Origin of the sequence: Rhizobium sp. 57MFTsu3.2 (genome assembly GCF_012932765.1) — a bacterium.
GTDB lineage: Bacteria > Pseudomonadota > Alphaproteobacteria > Rhizobiales > Rhizobiaceae > Rhizobium > Rhizobium altiplani.
On sequence record NZ_JDWI01000002.1, the window covers coordinates 254,639 to 276,085 of the forward strand.

15 protein-coding genes are annotated in these 21,447 nt (G+C 60.8%); 5 read left to right on the forward strand and 10 right to left on the reverse strand.

All coding sequences use genetic code 11. The features are described 5' to 3' along the window. The first annotated feature begins 299 nt into the window (after positions 1 to 299). The 4 genes from AF71_RS03760 to AF71_RS03775 all read left to right on the forward strand — a co-directional run bounded on the left by AF71_RS03760 (position 300) and on the right by AF71_RS03775 (position 4,426). On the forward strand, positions 300 to 1,220 hold the full coding sequence (locus AF71_RS03760) for a LysR family transcriptional regulator (RefSeq protein WP_113113108.1): 921 nt from the start codon (positions 300 to 302) through the stop codon (positions 1,218 to 1,220). A gap of 99 nt (positions 1,221 to 1,319) precedes the next feature. After that, complete coding sequence (locus tag AF71_RS03765; RefSeq protein ID WP_169680013.1) at positions 1,320 to 2,507, forward strand: acyl-CoA dehydrogenase; 1,188 nt, start codon at positions 1,320 to 1,322, stop codon at positions 2,505 to 2,507. A gap of 93 nt (positions 2,508 to 2,600) precedes the next feature. Then, positions 2,601 to 3,059 (forward strand): membrane protein, encoded by a 459-nt coding sequence (locus AF71_RS03770; RefSeq protein ID WP_018855460.1) that lies wholly within the window; start codon positions 2,601 to 2,603, stop codon positions 3,057 to 3,059. After that, complete coding sequence (locus AF71_RS03775) at positions 3,059 to 4,426, forward strand: FAD-containing oxidoreductase (protein ID WP_169680015.1); 1,368 nt, start codon at positions 3,059 to 3,061, stop codon at positions 4,424 to 4,426. The genes AF71_RS03770 and AF71_RS03775 overlap by 1 nt, the downstream gene beginning before the upstream one ends. Before the next feature lie 184 nt (positions 4,427 to 4,610). On the opposite strand, the gene AF71_RS03780 is transcribed toward AF71_RS03775, so the two are convergent. The 7 genes from AF71_RS03780 to AF71_RS03810 all read right to left on the reverse strand — a co-directional run bounded on the left by AF71_RS03780 (position 4,611) and on the right by AF71_RS03810 (position 12,678). After that, on the reverse strand, positions 4,611 to 6,425 hold the full coding sequence (locus tag AF71_RS03780) for an ABC transporter ATP-binding protein (RefSeq protein ID WP_169680017.1): 1,815 nt from the start codon (positions 6,423 to 6,425) through the stop codon (positions 4,611 to 4,613). A 61-nt stretch (positions 6,426 to 6,486) separates the two neighbouring features. Next, positions 6,487 to 7,431 (reverse strand): acetamidase/formamidase family protein, encoded by a 945-nt coding sequence (locus tag AF71_RS03785; RefSeq protein WP_169680019.1) that lies wholly within the window; start codon positions 7,429 to 7,431, stop codon positions 6,487 to 6,489. Then, a complete protein-coding gene (locus tag AF71_RS03790) occupies positions 7,421 to 9,046 on the reverse strand; it encodes an ABC transporter substrate-binding protein (RefSeq protein ID WP_169680021.1) in 1,626 nt (541 codons plus the stop codon). The genes AF71_RS03785 and AF71_RS03790 overlap by 11 nt, the downstream gene beginning before the upstream one ends. A 54-nt stretch (positions 9,047 to 9,100) precedes the next feature. Further along, positions 9,101 to 10,021: an ABC transporter permease gene (locus AF71_RS03795; RefSeq protein ID WP_169680022.1), complete on the reverse strand. Its 921-nt coding sequence runs from the start codon at positions 10,019 to 10,021 to the stop codon at positions 9,101 to 9,103. Beyond that, positions 10,021 to 10,908, reverse strand: coding sequence for an ABC transporter permease (locus tag AF71_RS03800; RefSeq protein ID WP_169680024.1), 888 nt, complete (start codon positions 10,906 to 10,908; stop codon positions 10,021 to 10,023). Before AF71_RS03800 ends, AF71_RS03795 begins: the two co-directional genes overlap by 1 nt. Next, entirely contained in the window at positions 10,901 to 11,506 is a 606-nt protein-coding gene (locus AF71_RS03805) for an ANTAR domain-containing protein (RefSeq protein WP_018855453.1), read from the reverse strand. The genes AF71_RS03800 and AF71_RS03805 overlap by 8 nt, the downstream gene beginning before the upstream one ends. Further along, on the reverse strand, positions 11,506 to 12,678 hold the full coding sequence (locus AF71_RS03810) for a transporter substrate-binding protein (protein WP_281412435.1): 1,173 nt from the start codon (positions 12,676 to 12,678) through the stop codon (positions 11,506 to 11,508). The genes AF71_RS03805 and AF71_RS03810 overlap by 1 nt, the downstream gene beginning before the upstream one ends. A gap of 551 nt (positions 12,679 to 13,229) precedes the next feature. Between AF71_RS03810 and AF71_RS03815 the strand changes: the two genes are divergently transcribed. Continuing rightward, positions 13,230 to 14,954, forward strand: a complete 1,725-nt coding sequence (locus tag AF71_RS03815; protein ID WP_169680027.1) for a hypothetical protein — start codon at positions 13,230 to 13,232, stop codon at positions 14,952 to 14,954. 21 nt (positions 14,955 to 14,975) lie between these two features. Here the strand turns inward: AF71_RS03815 and AF71_RS03820 are convergent, their stop codons facing one another. The 3 genes from AF71_RS03820 to AF71_RS03830 form a co-directional block, all read right to left on the reverse strand. Next, positions 14,976 to 16,145 carry an ATP-binding protein gene (locus AF71_RS03820; RefSeq protein WP_169680030.1) on the reverse strand — a complete coding sequence of 390 codons (1,170 nt, stop codon included), beginning with the start codon at positions 16,143 to 16,145 and terminating at the stop codon, positions 14,976 to 14,978. Positions 16,146 to 16,480: 335 nt separating this feature from the next. Next, positions 16,481 to 19,642: a multidrug efflux RND transporter permease subunit gene (locus tag AF71_RS03825; RefSeq protein ID WP_169680032.1), complete on the reverse strand. Its 3,162-nt coding sequence runs from the start codon at positions 19,640 to 19,642 to the stop codon at positions 16,481 to 16,483. After that, complete coding sequence (locus AF71_RS03830; protein WP_169680034.1) at positions 19,639 to 20,811, reverse strand: efflux RND transporter periplasmic adaptor subunit; 1,173 nt, start codon at positions 20,809 to 20,811, stop codon at positions 19,639 to 19,641. The genes AF71_RS03825 and AF71_RS03830 overlap by 4 nt, the downstream gene beginning before the upstream one ends. Between the last annotated feature and the right edge of the window lie 636 nt (positions 20,812 to 21,447).

Here is a 21,447-nt window from a genome sequence, read left to right on the forward strand (position 1 = left end):
GCCAGAATGCGGATCTGTTCAAATTTGGCCAGCCGCCCTCCTCAAGGCCGCCAGCGCATGCCCCACGATCACGGAATTGCACCAATCAGGCAAGGCCGCTTTACAACTAATTCCAAACAGTATCTGTTCGTTTTTGAACAGAACTATTGGTCTGTCGCGGTTCCCCAATGAATGCAGATCGTTAGGGCGCTTTCGTTGGAACCTAGGGCGGACGACGACGACGTGCAGGCCGGGGCGCATTAGACGAAAGACCAATATCGAACGGCTGGATGATGCAAGCGCCGATTTGGGGGATCCGAATGAACAATCCGCCGCAATTTACCTGGGATGACCTGCAGTTCTTTCTCGCGGTTGCCCGCACCGGACAGCTGTCGACGGCGGCGCGGCAATTGCGCACCAGCCACGCCACCGTGTCGCGCCGCATCGACCGGCTGGAGTTTGCGCTCAAGGTCAAGCTCTTCGAACGCAACCCTCGCGGCTATGTGATGACGGCGATGGGCGCCCGCTTCGTCGAAACCGCCGAGAAGATGGAGCAGGAGACCGAACGGTTGCGCGCCGACCTCACCGACGGCGCAACGACCCAACGCGGCGTGGTACGCCTCAGTGCGCCCGAGGGCTTCTCCAATTTCTTCTTCGCGCGTGTGTTGCCGCAGTTCGTCGCCCGGCATCCGAATTTGTCGCTCGAACTTGTGACGATCCAGCAGATCATGTCGCTGTCGCGCAAGGAGGCCGATATCACCGTCGTTCTCGATGAGCCGAAGGGCGGACCGTATTTCTCCGACAAGCTCACCGACTACCACCTTCAGGTCTATGGCTCGCGGGACTATCTGCACCGAAGCGCGCCCATCACCTGCCGCGACGACCTCCTGGGGCACCCGTTCATCAGCTACATAGAGGAAATGATCTTCGCCCCTGGCCTCGACTATCTTGGCGACGTGCATCCGCGCATCAAGCCGCAGTTCCAGAGCTCGAGCATCTTTGCGCAGCTGACGGCGACCAGAAACGGTCTTGGGCTTTGCGTGCTTCCCTATTTCTTCGCAAGTCGCTACCCCGAACTCGAGCGGGTTCTGCCTGAAGAGGTCGATCTCAGGCGGCACTACTGGATCACCTGCCATCGCGATCTTCGCCAGTCGCCGCGGGTGCGTGCGGTAATCGATTTCCTGCGCGAGGCGGTGACCGGCGAGGACGTCAGGTTCATTCCGCCCTGGGTGAAGCGATAAGGCGCCACCGAGCAGTGTTCTTGGCGAGTTGACCCATTCGACGGCCGGGTCTATGCCCGAAGGATGTTGGTGCCAGCAGGTAAATGAGGAGAAGTGACCATGCAGCATACCCGCGAGATCTTTGATTGGGCCGATCCGTTTCGCCTTGTCGAGCAGCTGACCGACGAGGAGCGCATGGTGCAGGAGACGGCGCAGGCTTATGCACAGGACAAGCTGGCGCCGCGCGTGCTCGAAGCCTTCCGTCACGAGAAGACCGATCCGGAGATCTTTCGCGAAATGGGCGAACTCGGACTGCTCGGGCCGACGATCGCGCCGGAATATGGTGGCGCCGGCCTGGGCTACGTCGCTTACGGTCTGATTGCCCGCGAGGTTGAGCGCGTCGACAGCGGCTACCGCTCGATGATGAGCGTGCAGTCGTCCCTCGTCATGGTGCCGATCGACGCCTTCGGCTCCGAGGCGCAGAAGCAGAAGTACCTGCCGAAGCTTGCGACCGGCGAGTGGATCGGCTGCTTTGGCCTCACCGAACCCAACCACGGCTCAGATCCGGGCTCGATGGTGACGCGGGCGAAAAAGGTAAATGGCGGCTACAGCCTGACCGGCGCCAAGACCTGGATTTCCAATGCCCCGATCGCCGACGTATTTGTCGTCTGGGCCAAGACCGAAGACGGCGTCATACGTGGCTTCATCCTCGAGAAGGGCTGGAAGGGCCTGTCGGCGCCGGCGATCCACGGCAAGGTCGGCCTGCGCGCCTCGATCACCGGTGAGGTGGTGATGGATGAGGTGTTCGTACCGGAGGAGAACCTGCTGCCCAACGTCTCGGGCCTCAAGGGCCCGTTCACCTGCCTGAACTCGGCCCGCTTCGGCATTGCCTGGGGGGCGCTCGGCGCTGCCGAGGACTGCTATGCCAGGGCACGTCAATATGTGCTCGACCGCAAGCAGTTCGGCCGGCCGCTGGCTGCCAACCAGCTCATCCAGAAGAAGCTCGCCGACATGGTGACCGAAATCGCGCTCGGCCTGCAGGGCTGCATCCGGCTCGGCCGCATGAAGGAGGACGGGCACCCGCCCGTGGAACTGACCTCCATCGTCAAGCGCAATTCCTGTGGCAAGGCCCTCGACATCGCAAGGCTGGCGCGCGACATGCTCGGCGGCAATGGCATTTCCGACGAGTTCGGCATTGCCCGCCATCTCGTCAACCTCGAGGTGGTCAACACCTATGAGGGGACCCACGACGTCCACGCCCTTATCCTCGGCCGCGCCGTCACGGGCATAGCCGCCTTCGCCAATTGAAACAAGTAAACCATCGCGCAAATTGAAACCTGTGCGACAATGTGCAAGCTTCCCATGACCGCGCTTGGATTGTGCGCGGCATGGGGATTGCACATGCTTTTGCTTCTTGCATTTCTGATTGGAATTATCGCGGGTCTCAGGGCCATGACGGCGCCTGCCGCCGTTGCCTGGGCCGCTGCTCTCGGCTGGCTTGACGTTTCGCAGACGCCGCTTGCCTTCATGGGATACCGTTGGGCCCCATGGGTGTTCACCCTGCTCGCTGTGGTCGAGCTGATCACCGACCAGCTGCCCTCGACCCCGTCCCGTAAGGTTCCGATGCAATTTGCCGCCCGCTTGATCATGGGCGGGCTGGCGGGCGCCACGATCGGTGTTACCGGCGTCTCACTCATTGGTGGACTGATTGCGGGCGTCGTTGGCGCAGCGATTGGCACGTTCGGTGGAGCGGCGGCTCGTGGTAAACTCGCCGCCGCCTTCGGCAAGGATACACCGGCAGCGCTGATCGAGGATGCGGTTGCGATCATCGGCGCGCTCATCATCGTGGGAGCAGTGTGATGCCCAGTTTCGACGCCATCGTCATCGGGGCCGGCCAATCCGGTCCCTTCCTCGCCGCGCGCATGGTCGCGAAGGGCATGAAGGTGGCGTTGATCGAACGCAAGTTCCTGGGCGGCACCTGTGTCAATGCCGGCTGCATGCCCACCAAGACGCTGGTGGCAAGTGCCCGTGCCGCCCACATGGCGCGGCGCGGCGCGGACTTCGGCGTGGTGCTTCCAGGTGGCGTGGGTATCGACATGACTGTCGTGCGCAAGCGTGCCGAAACCGTGACGATGAACGCCCGCAACGGCCTGATCAACTGGTTCGCCGGAATGGACGGCATGACCGTCATCTATGGGCATGCCCGCTTCCAGGACGCCCATAGCGTGACCGTCAACGGCGAGATCCTGACGGCCCCAAAGATCTTCCTGAATGTCGGCGCGCGGCCGACCATTCCCGATATGCCCGGGATTGGCAGCATAGACTACCTGACAAGCACCTCGATCATCCATCTCGACCGTCTTCCAAGGCACCTTGCTGTCATCGGCGGCAGCTATATCGGGCTTGAGTTCGCGCAGATGTATCGCCGGTTCGGCGCTGAGGTGACGGTGATCGAGCGCGGGCCGAAGCTTGCTTCGCGTGAGGATGCCGACATTTCAGACGCGATCGCTGACATCCTGCGCTCGGAAGACATTGCCGTACATACGGATGCCGACGGGATCGGATTTGCCAATACGGCCAACGGCATCAGCGTCAGCATCGGCAATGGTCAGCCGGCCATTGAGGCGAGCCACGTGCTGGTTGCCACCGGGCGCACGCCGAACACCGACGACCTCGGTCTTGACAAGGCAGGCGTCGCCACCGACCGGCGCGGTTACATCATCGTTGACGACAAGCTTGCCACCAATGTCGAGGGGATCTTCGCGCTCGGCGATTGCAATGGCCGAGGCGCCTTCACCCACACATCCTACAATGACTTCGAGATCGCTGCCGCGAACCTTCTCGACGGCGAGGATCGCAAGGTCAGCGATCGCATTCCTGCTTATGCGCTCTATATCGACCCGCCGCTCGGTCGCGTCGGGATGACCGAGAAGGAAGCACGGGCGTCGGGCCGCACCATCATGATCTCCACACGGCCGATGAGCCGTGTTGGCCGCGCCAACGAGCGCGCCGAGACCAAGGGCTTCATGAAGGTGATCGCCGATGCCGAAACGCAGCAGATCCTGGGTGCTGCAATCCTCGGGATCGAAGGTGACGAGGCGATCCACGGTTTCATCGACGCGATGAATGCCAAGGCGCCCTATCCGGTGCTGAAATGGGCGGTGCCGATCCATCCAACCGTGTCAGAACTCATTCCGACATTGCTCGGGGATCTGAAGACGGTCTAGCAAGTCGCCGCGGCGGCCGGTCTGGAGTGAGAGCCGCAATCCATGATCGCTCCCCCACTCAAAATCTTCGGTTACGTCGTCGCGGAGGGTCATTGGAGTGAGGTGCGCCACTCGATATCCCTCGTGACCACAGTGGGCGCACGCCCAGCAATGCGGGCAACACCGTCCCCTGCCCGTGATCGCCTCAGGCCGCCGCGACCAGATGCCGATCGCCGATGTCCGTCAGCTGATTGTAGACCGGCTGGTATCCGAGCGGCCGGATCGGGCTTTTGATCTCGCGCGCCGCTGCGTCGTAAAGTCGGCGCTCTCGGCGTGGATCCGGAACCGGCACGGCGCTGAGCAGCTGGCGCGTATAGCTGTGCCGCGGGTTTTCGAAGATCTGCCGGCGGGTTCCCACTTCCACGAACTGGCCCATATACATCACCGCGACGCGGTGACTGATCTGTTCGACCACGGCCATGTCGTGGGAGATGAACAGATAGGCGATGCCGGTCTCGTTCTGGATATCCTGCAGTAGATCAAGAACCTGTGCCTGGATCGATACGTCGAGCGCCGAGACGCTTTCGTCCGCGATGATGACCTTCGGTGACAGCGACAAGGCGCGCGCGATCGAGATGCGCTGGCGCTGGCCGCCGGAAAATTCGTGCGGATAGCGATTGATCTGATCCGGCGACAGGCCAACCCGGCGGAACAAGTACTCCACCCGGTCCTCGAGCTCGGAGCCCTTGGCAAGCCCATGGATTACCAACGGCTCGGCCACGAGATCGCCAACGCGATAGCGCGGATCGAGCGAGGCATAGGGATCCTGGAACACCATCTGCACGTCGCGGAGGATCGGCTTCATCGCCCGGCGACCGAGTCCGCTCGTCTCCTGTCCCGCAACCCGGATCGAGCCTGTCCACGGGATCAGGTTCATCAGCGCCTTGCCGGTCGTCGACTTGCCGCAGCCGCTTTCACCGACCAGCGAGAGTGTCTCGCCCTTCGCGATCTCGAAGCTCAGGCCCTCGACCGCATGGACGCGGCTCACCGGACGCTGGAGAATACCGCCCTTGATGTCGAAACGGACGGTGAGATCCCTCACCTCCACCAGCGCTCCGTCGGTCCGTGCCGCAGCCTCCGTGGCGGCAGAAGCGGGCACCGCTGGGATCGGCTTTGCACGCTTCGGCGTGTCGATGCCGTGCATTTCCCCGAGCGTTGGAACCGCCTCGAGCAGCATCTGCGTGTAGGGCGCGCCCGGTTTTTCGAAGATATTGTGCACGGTGCCGTATTCCACGGCTTTGCCATTCTTCATCACCAGGACATGGTCGGCCATTTCCGCGACGACGCCCATGTCGTGGGTGATCATGATCACCGCCGTTCCGTGCTCCTTCTGCAGGTGTCGGATCAGGCTCAGGATTTGCGCCTGGACGGTTACGTCGAGCGCCGTGGTCGGTTCGTCGGCGATCAGGATATCGGGGCCTTGCGACAGCGCGATCGCGATCATCACACGTTGACGCATGCCGCCTGAAAGTTCATGCGGGTATTGGCTTAACCGCCGTGCCGCGTCTGAAATCTGCACTTGTTCCAGAAGCCGCAGGGCCTCGGCCATGGCTTCGGCATGGCTCATCGGCCGTTGCGCCGTGATCGCTTCGACGAGCTGGCGCCCGATCGTCAGCACCGGATTGAGCGAGGTCATCGGCTCCTGGAAGATCATTCCGATTTCCTTGCCGCGTAGCTTGCGCAGTCCCTCGTCGTCGAGCGCGAAGACATCACGGCCCTTGAACAGCGCCAGGCCGGAAGCGACCCGTGCCATCGGCTTCGGCAGCAGCTGGATCAGCGACAGTGCCGTCATCGACTTGCCGGAACCGCTTTCGCCGGCGATGCACAGCGTTTCGCCGCGCATGAGATCGAAACTCAGGCCGTCGACGACGGTCTTCGCGCCCAAGGGGGTCGCCACCTGTGTCACGAGATCGCGAACAGAAAGTAGCGGTTCTGAGGATGTCTTTTGCGTCGTCGTCATGGCTTGCGATCAATAAGGGTGAAAGAAGCGGAGCCGCGTCTGAAACGCGGCTCCGCATGGCTTATTCGAACACGATCCGCGGGAAGTAGAACGACACGACCCAGTTCGGCATGTCGACGATTTCGCTGATGCGCAGGTCGCCGCAGACCGAGCAGAGCATATAGGCGTCGTCGGCGGAGAGGTTGTAAAGCTTGCCGAGCAGATCGACCATGTTGGAAACGGCGGCCTTGGCCCCATCCATCAGGTCGGCTCCGATCCCGGTCGTCACCTCGTAGCCCTTGGCGTCGAGATGACGGGTCACCGGGCCGGGCGTGGTGAAGCGCGGCATGGACAGCTTGGCGCCCTTGACGAGATCCAGCGTCACCGTGAGGTTCATCTGGCTTTCGATCGCCGTGCCGCAAACCTCGCCATCGCCCTGTGCAGCGTGCGTGTCGCCGATCGAGAATAGGCCGCCAGCGACTTCAACCGGCAGGTAAAGCACAGAGCCGGAGGACAGGTCCCGAATGTCGAGGTTGCCCCCCACCCGCCGCGGCGGAACAACCGAATGACGCCCTTCTTCCGCCAGCGCCAGCCCGATCGTGCCGGCGAACGGTTTCAACGGCACGCGGCCGTTCTTGCCGAACATAGCCGGCTCCATGCTGACGGGATCGTATTTCCACACCGTCAGGGCCGGGCTGGTGAACTGATCCGCCAGAAGTCCGAAACCCGGAATGATCCCCGTCCAACCGAAGCCGGAAGGCTCGAACTCGTGGATGGTGATCTTGACCGCGTCCCCGGGCTCGGCCCCGTCGATATAGACGGGACCGGTGACCGGATTGACCTTCGAGAAATCCAGCGTCGCGACATCGGCCGCGGTGCTGTTGGCATTGAAGTGCCCGCTGCCGCTATCCATGCATTCGAAGCGGATTGTCGAGCCCGGCGCGACTTTCTCGACGGGCGGGATCGAACGATCCCACCCGAAGTGATGATGCAAGCCGTGGATGGTGTAGTTACAGTTATTGCACATCTTTGGCGTAAACCTGCTCGTAGTTGATGGGGATGTGGACCGGATCGACGAAAATCGCGTCCGGACCACCGAGCCGCTCGGAGCGGATGGTGAATCGCTGCTCGTTGAAGACTGGTGCCCACGGGGCATCCTTCATGATGTCGAGGAAGATCGACCGCCAGGCTTCCTCGCGTTCAGCCTTCTTGGCCGGATCGGTGATCGAATCGGCCGCGGTCGCGCGCTCTTCCAGTGCCTTGTTGCAGTAGTAGGACCAGTTCCAACCACCCTTGACCGCGCCCGAGCAGCCGAGGATCGGGCCGTAGAAGTTGGACGGATCCGGGAAGTCGGCGATCCAGGCCATGCCGCCCGACCAGACCATCGGCGCCTGGTCCGGCTCACCGCCGGCGGCAATGACGTTGGCCTGGGCCAACGACTTGATTTCAGCCTTGATGCCGATGGCGGCGAGATCCTGTTGGATCGCCTGGGCGATGCGAGGCTGCGGGTCGGTGTTGTAGACGTAGAGTTCGGTTTCGAATCCGTCCGCCAGACCGGCTTCCGCCAAAAGCTTCTTGGCGCCCTCCACGTCGTACTTGTAGCCTTCGTAGTCCTTGGCGAAGCCCGGCATGGTCGGCGGCAGAGGCTGGTTCGCCGGAACGGCGCGGCCGTTGATGATGCGGATGATGCGATCCTTGTTGATCGCCATGTTGACGGCCTGACGCACCTTGACGTTGTCGAAGGGCTTTATCGTCGTCTTCATGGTGACGTAGCCGGTGTGCAGCTGACCGCCCTCGACAATCAGCTTGGCATAGGTCGGGTCGTTCTTCACCTCGAGGAATTTCGCCGGCGGAATGCCGTCGCCGGCGACGTCGACCTCACCTTTCTGCAGGCGCAGAAGTGCCACAACCGGTTCCTGGCCAACCTCAAAAGTGATCTGGTCGAGCTTCGGAAGGCCAGCGTTCCAGTAATCCTTGTTGCGCTCGAACACGAGCTTCTGGCCGAGCGTCCACTCGCCCAGCTTGAACGCGCCCGTACCGACCGGATGCTTGCCGAAATCGGCGCCCCATTTTTCGACTTCTTCCTTCGGGACGACAAAGGAGAAGTTGATCGCCATGACGTGCAGGAAGGTGGCGTCCGGACGGGTCAGTTCGAACTTGATCGTGTAGGGATCAACGACAGTGACGCCCTCCAGCGACTTGGCCGAACCGTCGGCCATCTTGTCGAAGCCCTTGATCGAGCCAAAGAAGCCGGCGCCGGGGCTCTGGGTCGCCGGGTTGGTGACGCGGTCCAGCGAGTATTTCACGTCCTCGGCAGTCATTTCGCGGCCGTTGTGGAACTTCACGCCCTTGCGCAGCTTGAAGGTGAAGGTCTTGCCGTCGTCGGAGATGGTGTAGTCCTCGGCGAGATCTTTCCGAAGTGTGGAAGTGCCGGGTTCGTAGTCCATGAGACCGTCGAACAGGCTCTTGATCATCGACCAGTTCTGCCAGTCATAGCCGATGGCCGGATCGAGCGTCGACACGTCGTCCTTGTAGGTCACGACCATCTGGCCGCCCTGCTTGATGTCATCGGCGTGTACCGCCGTCATGCCCGCTGCGGCAATGGCAAAGAACGCCACGCCTGCAAGAAGTGTCTTACGCATTTGCAATTCTCCTCTGGTTTTTTTGTACCTGTTCACGTTATCCGCCGACGATCGTCAGCGAAGCTTGATGCGCGGATCGATCATCGGGGCGATGAGGTCCGCCATGAGATTGCCGACGACGATGGCCAGGGCCGAGACCAGCGTGACTCCCATGATGATCGGAATGTCCACCCGCTGGATCGCCTGCCAGGCAAGCTGGCCGATACCGGGCCACCCGAATACGCTTTCGACCACGACGATGCCCGACATGAACATCCCGATGTCGATGCCGATCATCGCGATTACCGGCAGAATGGCGTTGGGCAGCGCGTGGCGGAAAATCACCGTGGCGCGGCCAAGCCCCTTGGAATGAGCCGTGCGGATGAAATCCTGGCGCAGCACGTCGATCATCGAGGAACGCATCATGCGCGCATACCAGCCCGCTCCCAGCACTCCGAGAGTAAGTGAGGGCAGCACAAGATGCGCGAAGGTGCCGTAGCCGCCGATCGGAAACCAGCCGAGCTGCACGGAAAAAACGTAGAGCATCAGGATGCCGATAACGAATTGCGGCGCCGAAACGCCGACGAAGGAAAGGAGCATCAGCCCGTTGTCGAGCCCCGAGCCACGGCGCAGCGCCGAGACGAGACCCATGGCGATGCCGAGAATGAGTTCGCAGGTGATCGCCCCTGCCATCAGAAGCAGGCTTGCCGGCAGGCGCGAGGCGATCAGCTCTACCACCTCGGTTTTCTGCAGGTAGGAGCGGCCGAAATCGCCATGCAGCAGTCCGGTCGCGTAGCGCAGATACTGCTGGTAGAATGGCAGGTTGAGCCCGAGTTGTTGACGGATGCTTTCCACTGTCTCCGGCGTCGCGCTGCGCCCGGCGATCTGGCGGGCCGGATCGGCCGGCAAAAGGTAAAGCAGCACGAAGGTGACCAGACTGATGCCGACCAGAATGAGCGCCGATTGCAGCAGGCGGCGGGCGACGTAGGAGATCATCAGTGGTGCCCCTGCTGAGTCGGGTCGAGGATGTCACGCAGGGCATCGCCGACGAGATTGAACGCGAGCGCGAGCAAGATGATCGCAAAACCCGGAATGAAGACGAGCCAGGGCGCGCTGGTGAAATAGGTCTGGTTCTCGAAAATGATGTTGCCCCAGGAGGCCGTCGGCGGCTGGACGCCGATGCCGAGGTAGCTGAGCGTCGCCTCGAGCAGCACCGTCGTTGCAATGCCGAGCGTCGCATAGACGACGATGGTCGATACCAGATGCGGGAAAATGTGGCGGGTGAGGATGCGGAAAGTCCCTGCTCCGAGCGCCCGTTCGGCCTCTACGAAATCCCGCTCGGCAAGCGAACGCGTTTCCGTGTAGAGCACGCGGGCGATCTGCACCCAGTTGACCATGGCGATCACCATGGCAACGATCAGGAGGCTCGGGCGGAAGATCGCCGCAAGCACGATGGCAAGCAACAGCGCCGGAAATGCCATCATCAGATCGGTGAAACGCATAAGCACAGTACTCACCCAGCCCTTGAAATAGCCGGCAGTGATACCGACCGCCGAGCCGATGAGGACGGAAACGCCGTTGGCGATGACGCCAATGATCAGCGAGGTTCGCGCGCCGTAGATGATGCGGCTCAGGAGATCGCGGCCGACCAGATCGGTGCCGAACCAGAACTGCGCGTTCGGCGCGAGCGGCGCGCCCTCGAGCGTCAGTCCTTCGAAGAACTGTTCATCCGGATTGTAAGGAACGATCCATGGCGCAAACACTGCGGCGAAAACGATCAGCGCAATGACGATCAGCCCGAAAACGGCAAGTTTGCGCTTCAGGAGTCGGCGAAAGACGCCGGGTGTCGGGGCGACAGGGGCGGAGATGGCGACCTCAGCCACGGCGCTTGCCCTCGTTCAACCCGGTTTTCTCCAGAATGATTTGAGCGACCTCGTCGATCGTTCGGCGTTCGTCCATCGCGCGGCGGCGAAGCAGCGCATAGGCGGCGTTGGCCGGCAGCCGCTCCCGCACCATCAGGATCGCGGTGGCCTCGGCAAGGTTTTCCCGGTTCGCCAGACGTTCGGAGAGCGTTGCGACTTCGCTTGAGAGCGACTTGCGGCGTTTAAACGCATGCGTGGCAATGACCAGCGCGCTATAGACGCCCGAACTGCCGATCGGCTTCAGGAGCTGCGCGTCGGCGCCGTGGCTGACGGCCCAGGTGATCCGTCCCGGCGCTTCGCTGCCGATCAGGGCGATCGTTGGAATGGGCGCCTCGCCGGCGCTCCAGGGAAACTGCTCATCATAGCCCATGTCTGCGTCGAACATCAGCACGTCGAAATCCTGAAACGACTGTTCGGCCGCAAGCTCCGGCCAGACGGTCACGGCGCTGACGCCGATGCGCGCGAACTGGCGTTCCAGCGCCTCGGTATTGGCGTGTTGGCGGTGCAGGATCAGCGCTCTTAGGCCTTCGAAGGAAGGCGTCATGAAGCCATTGTTCATTAGACGAGTCTCAGCTGTGGTCGGGACGGAGTCGTCGCGGTTTCGATTGCGGGAACGGCAAGCGCCGAGCGGATGAGGAAGGGATCCGGTGCGATCGCGTCGCGTCCTTGCCGGACGATATCATAACGGCCGCCGGCAGTCGCCCGAGCGACATGCGCGACCACGTGAATGTGGTTGTTGGCCGGGTCGATCCGCAACGGGCCGAAGGGCGTTTCGACCGCGCGTGCCTTGACCGCTTCGAGCACATCGAGTGCCGCCGCCTCGCCTGCGACCTCGATCCCGGCAGCGATCAGCAGAACCGCCGAATAGGCCTGCGCGAAGAAGGCCGAGATGCCGGCGGCGCGAGCCCCTTCTGGAAGTCCCGCGAGAAAGCGCGCGTTCTCCTGCGTCTCCAGCGTTTCGAAATAGGTGGCTGTGGTGTAGTGCCCTTCGGCCGCGGGCATGATCTTGACGATCTCGTTCTCACCGAGATTGCAGCTCAGCACCGGGCGACGGCCCGGCGCGAAATCGCCGTCGCGCTCGCCGAGCGCGCGATAGGCGCGCAGGAAAGCATAGGATGAGGGTCCGATGAGGGAATTAAGGATGAAATCCGGCTTCTTGCGATGAATTTCATCGATGATACGGTCGATATCGGCGTCGCCGAGCGGAACGTGCCTTTCGCCGAGGACCTCGCCACCGGAACGCAGGATCACATCACGAGCAATACGGCAGGTCTCCCAGCCCCAAATGTAGTTGGAGCCGAGGAGAAAACCCCGGCGGCCGAAGGCAGGAAGGGCGAATTCCAGCAGCGGTAGAATGTGCTGGTTGGCGCAGGCACCGACATAGACAACATTCTCGTTCGCCTCGAACCCCTCGTAGACGCAGGGGTACCAGAGGAGTGCCTGTGTCTTTTCCAGGACGGGGATGACCTCTTTGCGGCTCCAGGATGTCGTGCAGCCGACAATATGTCGGACCTCGCCACCGCTCACCAGCTCGGCGGCAAGCGCGGCATAGCGATCGGTATTTCCCTTCGGATCGGCAACACTGGCCTCAAGCCGGAACGGCAGGCCGGTGCGTGCATTGACTGCGGCGATCCCAGCCATTGTGCCAGCGTAGCCCTGCTCACCCAGATCCGCGTAGGGACCGGAGCGGGAAAACAATACGCCGACCTGAACAACCGTCCGAGTGTCCAAAAAGCACCTATGAACGAAAAAACCCCACGCGGGATGTCATCCCGGTGAGGCCGAACCGCCTGATTTTTTTCGATGTTCGGAATTGATAGCGCCCTTTATATAGGGCCGTCAAGTATAGGCGAAGCAAGGATTGAAGTGACGACAACCATTCTGAGGGCCAGAAACTGTGCTCCCGGTCCTATATGCCGATGATAGCCTCGGCGCATTTCGGCGTCATCTCTTGACCCGCCGCCCAAACGACGAAATCAATCATGAAACCGGGCTGGAAAAGAGCCGCCCCGGCGCGTTTCCAAGCGAGCGACGATCCGATATCGTTGGGACCGAGGTCCTGCGGGAGCTCCACAGTTTGATCGATGTCTTGGGTCACGTTTACCCTGCGGCCAAGGCGCATAGTCGCTCACGGCGCGAACGCCATGGTGGAGGAGAACGATCGTCATGAATTGCCATGCCTCGCCTGTCGATCGACTGATTTGCAGCCCCGGAAGATGTCCACTCCGGCAAAGCCGCGTTCGAGCAAGATCTTCACGCGGTGTCAGACGGATGCCGGCTTCATGAACCAGAAAGCGCCCCAGCCGGGATCTCATGTTCCCGTCCTACCCAGCCTTGCCGATTTTCATCCGCTGAGCGCCGCAGAAACGAAGGTCGTGGCACATCTGCAGCTCGGAGACTTCGACCGATTGGGCGACGGTCTGCGGCCGGAACAGGAAGATCCCGAGCGGACGGTGCGGGCGGACCTGTTGCGCTATCTCATCCTTGGCGACGGTGCCTATCGCTTGCATGAGAAGGGGTTGAGGCTGAGCGGAGCCTGGATCATTGGCATTCTCGACCTGGAGGGGTGCCGGATACCGCGCGACATCGGTCTCAAGGATTGTCACTTCGACGCCTCGCCGGTGCTGCGCTCGGCGGTTATCGACAATCTGTTCCTGGACGGTTCGGCCCTGCCCGGCTTGCAGGCCGACAGGTTGGAGGCACGGGGGGTCATTTCGCTTCGCGGCGCGATTGTTACCGGTGAAATCCGCCTTCCCGGCGCGCGGATTGGCGGTAGCATTGAGGCTGATGGTGTTTCGATCGCTTCGCCCGGCGATATGGCGTTCGACGCCGAGGCATTGGAAACACGCGGTGGCATCCTGTTGCGTGGCGCCAATGTGCGTGGCGGCATCAATCTTTCGGCGGCGCGCCTCGGGGGCGACGTCAATGCGGTCGGCGCGCAGATCGAACGCCCGGGCGAAGTCGCATTGAACGCAGACGCGATCGTGGCCGGGGGCGACCTTGCCTTGCGTGGGGCGACCGTCGTCGGCGAAACGCGCCTGCTCGGTGCCCGCTTCGGAGGTGACGTCAATTGCACCTCCGCATCACTTTCGCAGCCGGACGGCAATGCGCTGCGGCTCAATCGCGCCATCATCGACGGCGCATTCTTCCTGCGACAAGGTGCATCCGTCGAGGGTGCGCTCGACCTCACTGCGACGACGATCGGCGCTATCGATGACGATCAGAGCAGCTGGCCCAAGACTGGCGACCTGCTTTTGAACCGCTGCCGGTACGGTGCTTTCATTGGAGGACCAGCCGATGCGGCAAGCCGGCTCGACTGGCTATCGCGTCAGACGCCAGAACGGTGGAACGCGGACTTCTGGCCGCAGCCCTACGAGCATCTGTCAATGGTATTGCGGGAAATGGGCCATGACGAGGATGCCCGTGCGGTCTTGATCGCCAAGGAACGACTGCAGCGGCGTGCGCGCCGAGCGCGTGCCAAAAATCCAATCTTGCGGGCAAGCCTGGCGATTGTCGACGGTGTGCTTGCCGTCACCCTTCGTTACGGGCGGCAGCCTCTGCTGGTGCTGGTCTGGCTGATGCTCTTTTGGGCGATCGGGACGGGTGTCTTCGCATTCGCCTATCGCGACGGTGCGATGAAACCGAACAATCCCATCGTTCTGCGTTCCCCCGAATGGACGATGTGTGATCTCCCGCGAACCGAAATCCGCTACATGCCATCAACCGGACAGGACCTGGCTGGACGTGCCGCGGTCGGGGAAGACCAGCTCACTTGCTTCCGCAATCAGCCGGAAGCGGCCAGCTACCCGGAGTTCAATGCGCCAATGTATTCGCTGGATGTACTCCTGCCGGTAGCGTCCATCGGTCAAAGGGAATACTGGCGACCGGATTCGATGAAACCAAACGGCACGTTCTCCTTGAGATATTTTTTCTTCCAGTCCGTCATCGGCTGGGCCCTCAGCCTTCTGGCTGTCGCTGGTTTCTCCGGTCTGGTGAAATCACACTAAAATAGCCGGACGCGCTCGCTATCAAGGCTGAAGATGCGTGAGTTCCTCACCAAGCTGTCGCAACGGCAGCACCTCGATTTCGTTGTTGAGAGGATAGGCCTCGGACCCTGGGTAAACGACGATGCGGCGATCGGGCTTCAGTTCCAGACAGGCGTAATGAAAGCCGCGTTCCACTTTCGGAGTGAGACTTCGCTTGATCTCGATTGCCCAACGGCGCCCGCCGGGCAGAGTGACAATGAGGTCGACCTCGGCGCCGGCAGCGGTACGATAGAAGTTCGCATGTGCGCCCACTGGCATAGCGGCATGAAGCGTTTCGATCACGAATCCTTCCCAACTGGCGCCGGCGATCGGGTGCCCGAGAATATCCTCGAGCGTTGTCAATCCAAGTAGACTGTGGAGCAGCCCGGAGTCGCGAACGTACACACGCGGCGACTTTACCAGACGTTTGCCCGCATTGTTGTGCCAGGGTTCGAGCCGACGCACCAGAAGCAGATCCACCATGAGATCGAGATAGGAAGCAACGGTCTTTCCGTCGACGCCAAGTGCGCGGGCGAAGTCTGCCGCATTGAGAAGGCCGGATTGATGGTGCGCGAGCATTGTCCAGAATCGGCGTAGCGTTTCGGCAGCAATCCTTGGTCCAAGAAGCGGAATGTCCCGTTCTAGGTACGTTCGAATGAAATCAAGGCGCCACCGCCGGCTAACAGCATCTGTCCTGGCCAGAAGACTGTCAGGAAACCCACCCCGGTTCCACAGCGTATTGAGCTCAGTTGTGTGGACCTCGAGGCCGTCAATTGGGGCAAGCTCCAAATATGCTATCCGTCCAGCTAGGCTCTCGCCGGACTGTTTCAGGAGATCGATTGAGGCCGAGCCGAGCAAAAGGAAACGGCCGCTGCGCAATCCCTTTCGCCGCCCCTTGTCGATTAGTCCACGAAGAGCCTGGAAGAGGTCCGGAAGGCGGTGGACCTCGTCGAGAATAACCAGTTTATCCTCGTGACCGGAAAGGTAGAGCTCCGGCTCGGAGAGCTTGGCTCGATCGGCGTCCGACTCCAGATCGAGATAGATCGACGGCCGCTGTTCGCCTATTTCCAATGCGAGCGTTGTCTTTCCTACCTGTCGAGGTCCCAGCAAAGCGACGGCCGGATTGGAATCGATGAGCTCAATGAGTTCTAATGTTTTTCGCCTGCGTATCATCCTTGCAATTATGGAGTTCAGATCCAGAAATGCAAGGTTAAATATCGAGATGGGAGGGGAGACGTGCGATTCAAATCCCTGGGGCAAGCGAAAGAACGCTAACGATCTCAAGTCGTGAAGTGGCGCCCGAGCGAGTCATATCCGCGGGGCGCGCGTCCGCTGCGCCGGGTTGCAAGGTTGTAGCAGCTCGACGTCTGCTGCACCGACCGATGGCGTGATTGCTCCTCCGCCTCAATGAGAGGACGCGATCTTCCAGATGGTCCGCTTTCAAGAACTATAGTGCTCTCTCTCGGCAGAGAACCCCAAAGTTCAGCTTTCCTAAAGAGTTGGGATTTTCAATCCGCGGCCGCCGCAGCCGGAGGTTTGCTGTCTGGATCGACCCGATCGACACCAAAAAGCTGACGCTTGACCGCCTCCCTGACCGTTTGAACGTATATATAGAGGAGTGGAATTATCAGGAGGCCGACGACCGATCCGACCACCAGGCCGCCGAGAACCGTCGTGCCGATTGCCTGCCTGCTGCCTGCTCCCGCACCTGTAGCCACGACCAGCGGCACCACGCCAAGCACAGATGCCATCGCAGTCATCAGCACTGGCCTGAAGCGCTGTGACGTGCCATCGGTCGCCGCTTCCATGATGCTCAGCCCTTCCTCCCGGCGCTTCTTGGCGAACTCCACGATGAGAATCGCATTTTTGGCGGCCAGTCCGACCAGCAGCAGCAGGCCAATTTGGGCGTAGATGTTGAGGTCGATACCACCAATCAGAAGGCTGCCCAGCGCTCCCAGAACTGCCACCGTCACGGACAGCATCACTGCAAGCGGGACGCTCCAGCTTTCGTATTGGGCAACGAGGAAGAGGTAGGTGAAAAGGATCCCCGCAATCAGGATGATTGTTGTTTGGTTACCGGCCTGCTTCTCCTGAAGCGCCATGCCCGTCCACTCGTATCCGAAGCCGGGCGGCAGCTTTTGCGCAGCGAGTGTCTCCATGGCGTCGAGCGCGGCGCCTGTACTCGTTCCCGCGGCAGCCTGTCCGTTGATCGCCGCGGACGGGAAAAGATTGTAGCGGCTGATGGAGTTGGGTCCGTAGACGGTAGAAATGGAAAGCAGTCCCTGTAGCGGAATAAGGCTCCCCGACTGGCTTCGCACTCTCAGCCGTTGAATGTCCTCGATGCGGGTTCGAAAACTCGGTTCGTCCTGAAGGCGAACCTGGTATACGCGCGAAAAAATATTGAAGTCGTCGACATATGACGATCCCAGGTGGGCTTGCAGCGTGTTGAAGATCGTGGCGGGCGAAACCCCGTAAAGCTCCGTGCGCTTCCTGTCGATATCGAGATAGACCTCGGGAACGTCGGCGGAAAAAGTACTGAAGACACTGGTCAATGTCTTTGTCTGGTTTGCTGCGATAATCAGGCCCCTCATGACTTCGGCGAGCTCCGCCTGGCTTTGCCCGGCCCGCGCCTGAAGTCGGAAGTCAAAACCCCCCGTCGTCCCGAGACCGGGAATTGCAGGCGGATTGAACGGCACGACCGAGGCGGTCGAAATCGCGGCAAACTCCGCGCGCAATCGGTCCATGAGAGCAAAGACGCTTTGATCGGCCCCCCGTTCATTCCAGGGCTTCAGCGCGGAAATGATCATTCCGGAATTGGAGCCGCCGCCACCAACCATGCTTGCGCCGGCAATTCCGATCGTATTTGCAACGCCCGGCGTGCGTTGAAGCACGGAACTGACGGCCGCAATTGTCTGCTGCGTGCGTTCGAGCGAAGCGGCGTTCGGCAATTGCACATTCATGAAGAGATAGCCCTGGTCTTCCGAAGGAACAAAGCCGGTCGGAAGGATGCGATAGAAACCGTATGTACCGCCCACGATGACAGCAAAAACCAGCGCGCTGAGGGCAAGCTTGCGGGCAAAGAGATCGAGCAACCGCAGATAAAACCGCCGTGAAGCATCCAGTCCCTGGTTCACCTTGACAAAAAACCGCGAGCGGCTCTCGGGGGTGGTGCGCAGCATCAGAACGCAAATTGCCGGACTGAACGTCAGCGCGTTGATTGTCGAGAAAGTGATCGTGACCAGGATGGTGACCGCAAATTGCCGATAGAGCTCACCGGTTATTCCGGCGAGAAAGGCGACTGGCACGAAGAGGGCGGCCAGCACCAGTGTGGTGGCGACAATCGGGCCGGTGACCTGGTCCATCGTGCGCAGTGTCGCCTCGCGCACGTCGACGCCGGTTTCGCTCATGACGCGCTGGACGTTTTCCACGACGATAATCGCGTCGTCGACGACCAGAGTGACCGCAAGGATCATGGCGAACAGCGTGATTGTATTCGCTGAATACCCCATCACGTAAAGCACGGCAAAGCCGCCTATCAGCGAAACGGGAATCGTCAACGTGGGAATGACCGTTGCACGCCAGTCCTGCAGAAAAAGGAAGACGACCGCCACGACAAGCACAAAGGTGATTGCCAGCGTAATGAAAATTTCCTCGATGGTTTGGCGAACGAAAGTGGTCGTGTCGAAAACGACCGTATATGCGACGTCGTCAGGAAACTGCTTCGACAATGTTTGCAGTTCCGCAAGGACCGCGGCTGACACGGCGAGCGCATTTGCATCCGGAGATTGATAAACGACAACCGTGGCACTCGGCTGCCCGTTCAGGGTTGAGGCCGTGTCGTATGATTGCGCTCCGAGCTCCACCCGGGCGACGTCGCGAAGACGCACGATCGCTCCGTCTCTGTTGGTGCGGACGATTATGTTGCCGAACTCTGTTGCATCCGCAAGCCGTCCCTGGGCCTGGACCGTCAATTGCAATTGCTGGCCTGTCGGCGATGGAGGAGATCCTAGCTGGCCGGCGGATGCCTGCGCGTTCTGGCCCTGGATGGCCGCGGTCAAGTCGGATGCCGTCACCCCAAGCGCCTGCATCCGATCAGGGTTCATCCAGACGCGCATGCTGTAGACGGGACCAAATACGCTGGCTTCCCCGACGCCCGGCAGGCGTGCGATCGCATCTCGGATATTGATCGTCGCGTAGTTGCTGATGAAGACGTCGTCCTTGGTCCCCTTTGGGGAATAGACCGCAAAACCGAGAAGCATGCTCGAGGAACGACTTCTCACCGAGACGCCTGTTTGGGAGACCGCAGCAGGAAGGCGTGGTGTCGCCATTGCGACGCGATTTTGTACGTTGACTTGGGCAATCGCCGGGTCTGTCCCTGCCGCAAATGTGACCGTCAGACTATAGCTGCCGTTGTTGGTGCTCGAAGACGACATGTAGAGCATGTCTTCGACACCATTCACCTGATCTTCGATCAGTGCTCCCACACTGTCAGTCATGACACTGGCACTCGCGCCCGGATAACTTGCCGTCACCTGGACTTCGGGCGGGGTGATCTGCGGAAACTGCGCGACGGGTATCTGAAGGAGGGAGACGAGTCCTGCGATGATCATGACGATCGCAATAACCATCGCGAACCTTGGCCGGGCAATGAACGGCGCGGATATATTCATTGCGGCGTACCGGATGGTGATAGGACGGGAGTGGCAGAGGTCAGGTTGTTGTCATCAGGGGATATCTGAGTGACGGTCACAGCCAAGCCCTCGGAGACATTCTGCAGGCCCTCGACGATCAGCTTCTCGCCGCCTTTCAAGCCGTCGTCCACCTCCCAGTTTGCTCCCACTTGTTGGGAGACTTTTATGCGCCGCAGCGCGACCTCGTTCTTTTCATCGACGAGCAGGACAAACTTGCCCTCGCGATCCTGCTGGACTGCTCCGAGCGGCACAACCGGGCGCAGCGTCTTTTCCCTTTCCGAAATTATCACCGTTACGAACTGGCCCGGGGTGAGCAGGAGCTCCGGATTGGGAAACAGCGCTCGAATTGCCAGCGTTCCCGTTGATTCGTCGATCTCGTTTCCGAAAAACTCGATCTTGCCGGGTTCCTTGTACTGCTGACCGTTGGATAGTCGCAGGGTAGGCTCATACCGCTTTGCAAGATCGTCCTTGCTGGCACCTCCGGCAGCCGCACGCAGTTCAAGGATCGATCGGTCGCTGACAGAGAATACAACCCGGATCGGATCCAGCTCGACAATGCGAGCCAGTGTCACCGAACTGCCGCTGACGAAGCTGCCGACCGACAACTCGGCCGCCCCTATGCGCCCCTTGATCGGTGCGGTTATCCGGGTGTAGCTGAGATTAAGTTCGGCTTGGCCCACTCGCGCCTGCGCCGACATCACGGAAGCCTGAGAGGTTTCGACCGCGGCTTGACTTTCTTCCAGCGTTGCGCGCGATACGGTCTGTGTGGTCAGTGACTGATTTCGCGCAAGTCGACGCTGGGCGTCAGCCAGGGTCGCCTGCGCACTCGCAAGGGCAGCCTTGGCATCTGACAAGGATATTTCCAGGGATCGAGGATCGATAAGGAACAGGTCCTGATCCTTTTGGACGACCTGGCCTTCGTCGAAAAGGCGCTTGTCCAGGAACCCTTCGATCCGCGATCGAATATCGACGGCATTAACCGCTTCCACGCGCGCGACGAATTCGTGCTTGGGCGAAACATCTTCCACCGGAACGCTGATAACGCCAACCGATGGGGCAGTCTGTGCCACTGCACCCTGAGGCGCGGCCATCCAGGCTGCAAGCACGATCAACAGGCAGGCTGGCGGAACACGACGTGACAGTTTCATCGACCAGTCTCCAGCAGAACCGAGATGGCTTCTTCAACTCCAGGCACTTAAAAGTAGGTATCAGATCGACCGCAATTCACAAATGCTACCGTTAGTCGCTGAAATCGGCAAGCCCCGGGACATCCAGGCTTGGAACGCTGATGGCGAGCTGACAACGATGTCGTTGCCTCAATCGGGTCGGTCCCTGTCTCGAATGCGTGGGAAGGACGGTGAAGAGCCTGGCCTGGGAGACAGCAGGCCCTTCACCAAAGGCGTGGCCCGGAGGAAGGGCTCCGCGCGTGGCCATGGCTCAAACCTCCCAATCGCGAAAAGGTTCCGTTGGGCGTGAAAAATTGTCAGCAGACGCCTGGGCTCCCCGGCATGAAAGGGTTTTCTTCAGCAGCCCGCTCCCGGCGATCAGAGCCTTGATCTGCATCCATATCCGTCGGCTCATCTTGATCTGGTCGTCCCGCAGCTCGGTTCCACAAGTAGGGCTGCCTGGCGCGGCATCGCGGGACTATCGTGTGGGGAAAAGCACCCACATGGTTGACACTACTCACCGTTGCGGTCGATCAAATGCCGTCATCACAGGTTTGCCGAGGTCAGCAACTTTCAGTATCGCCGACATGTTTATGCAGCAAAAAACTGTATTTATCG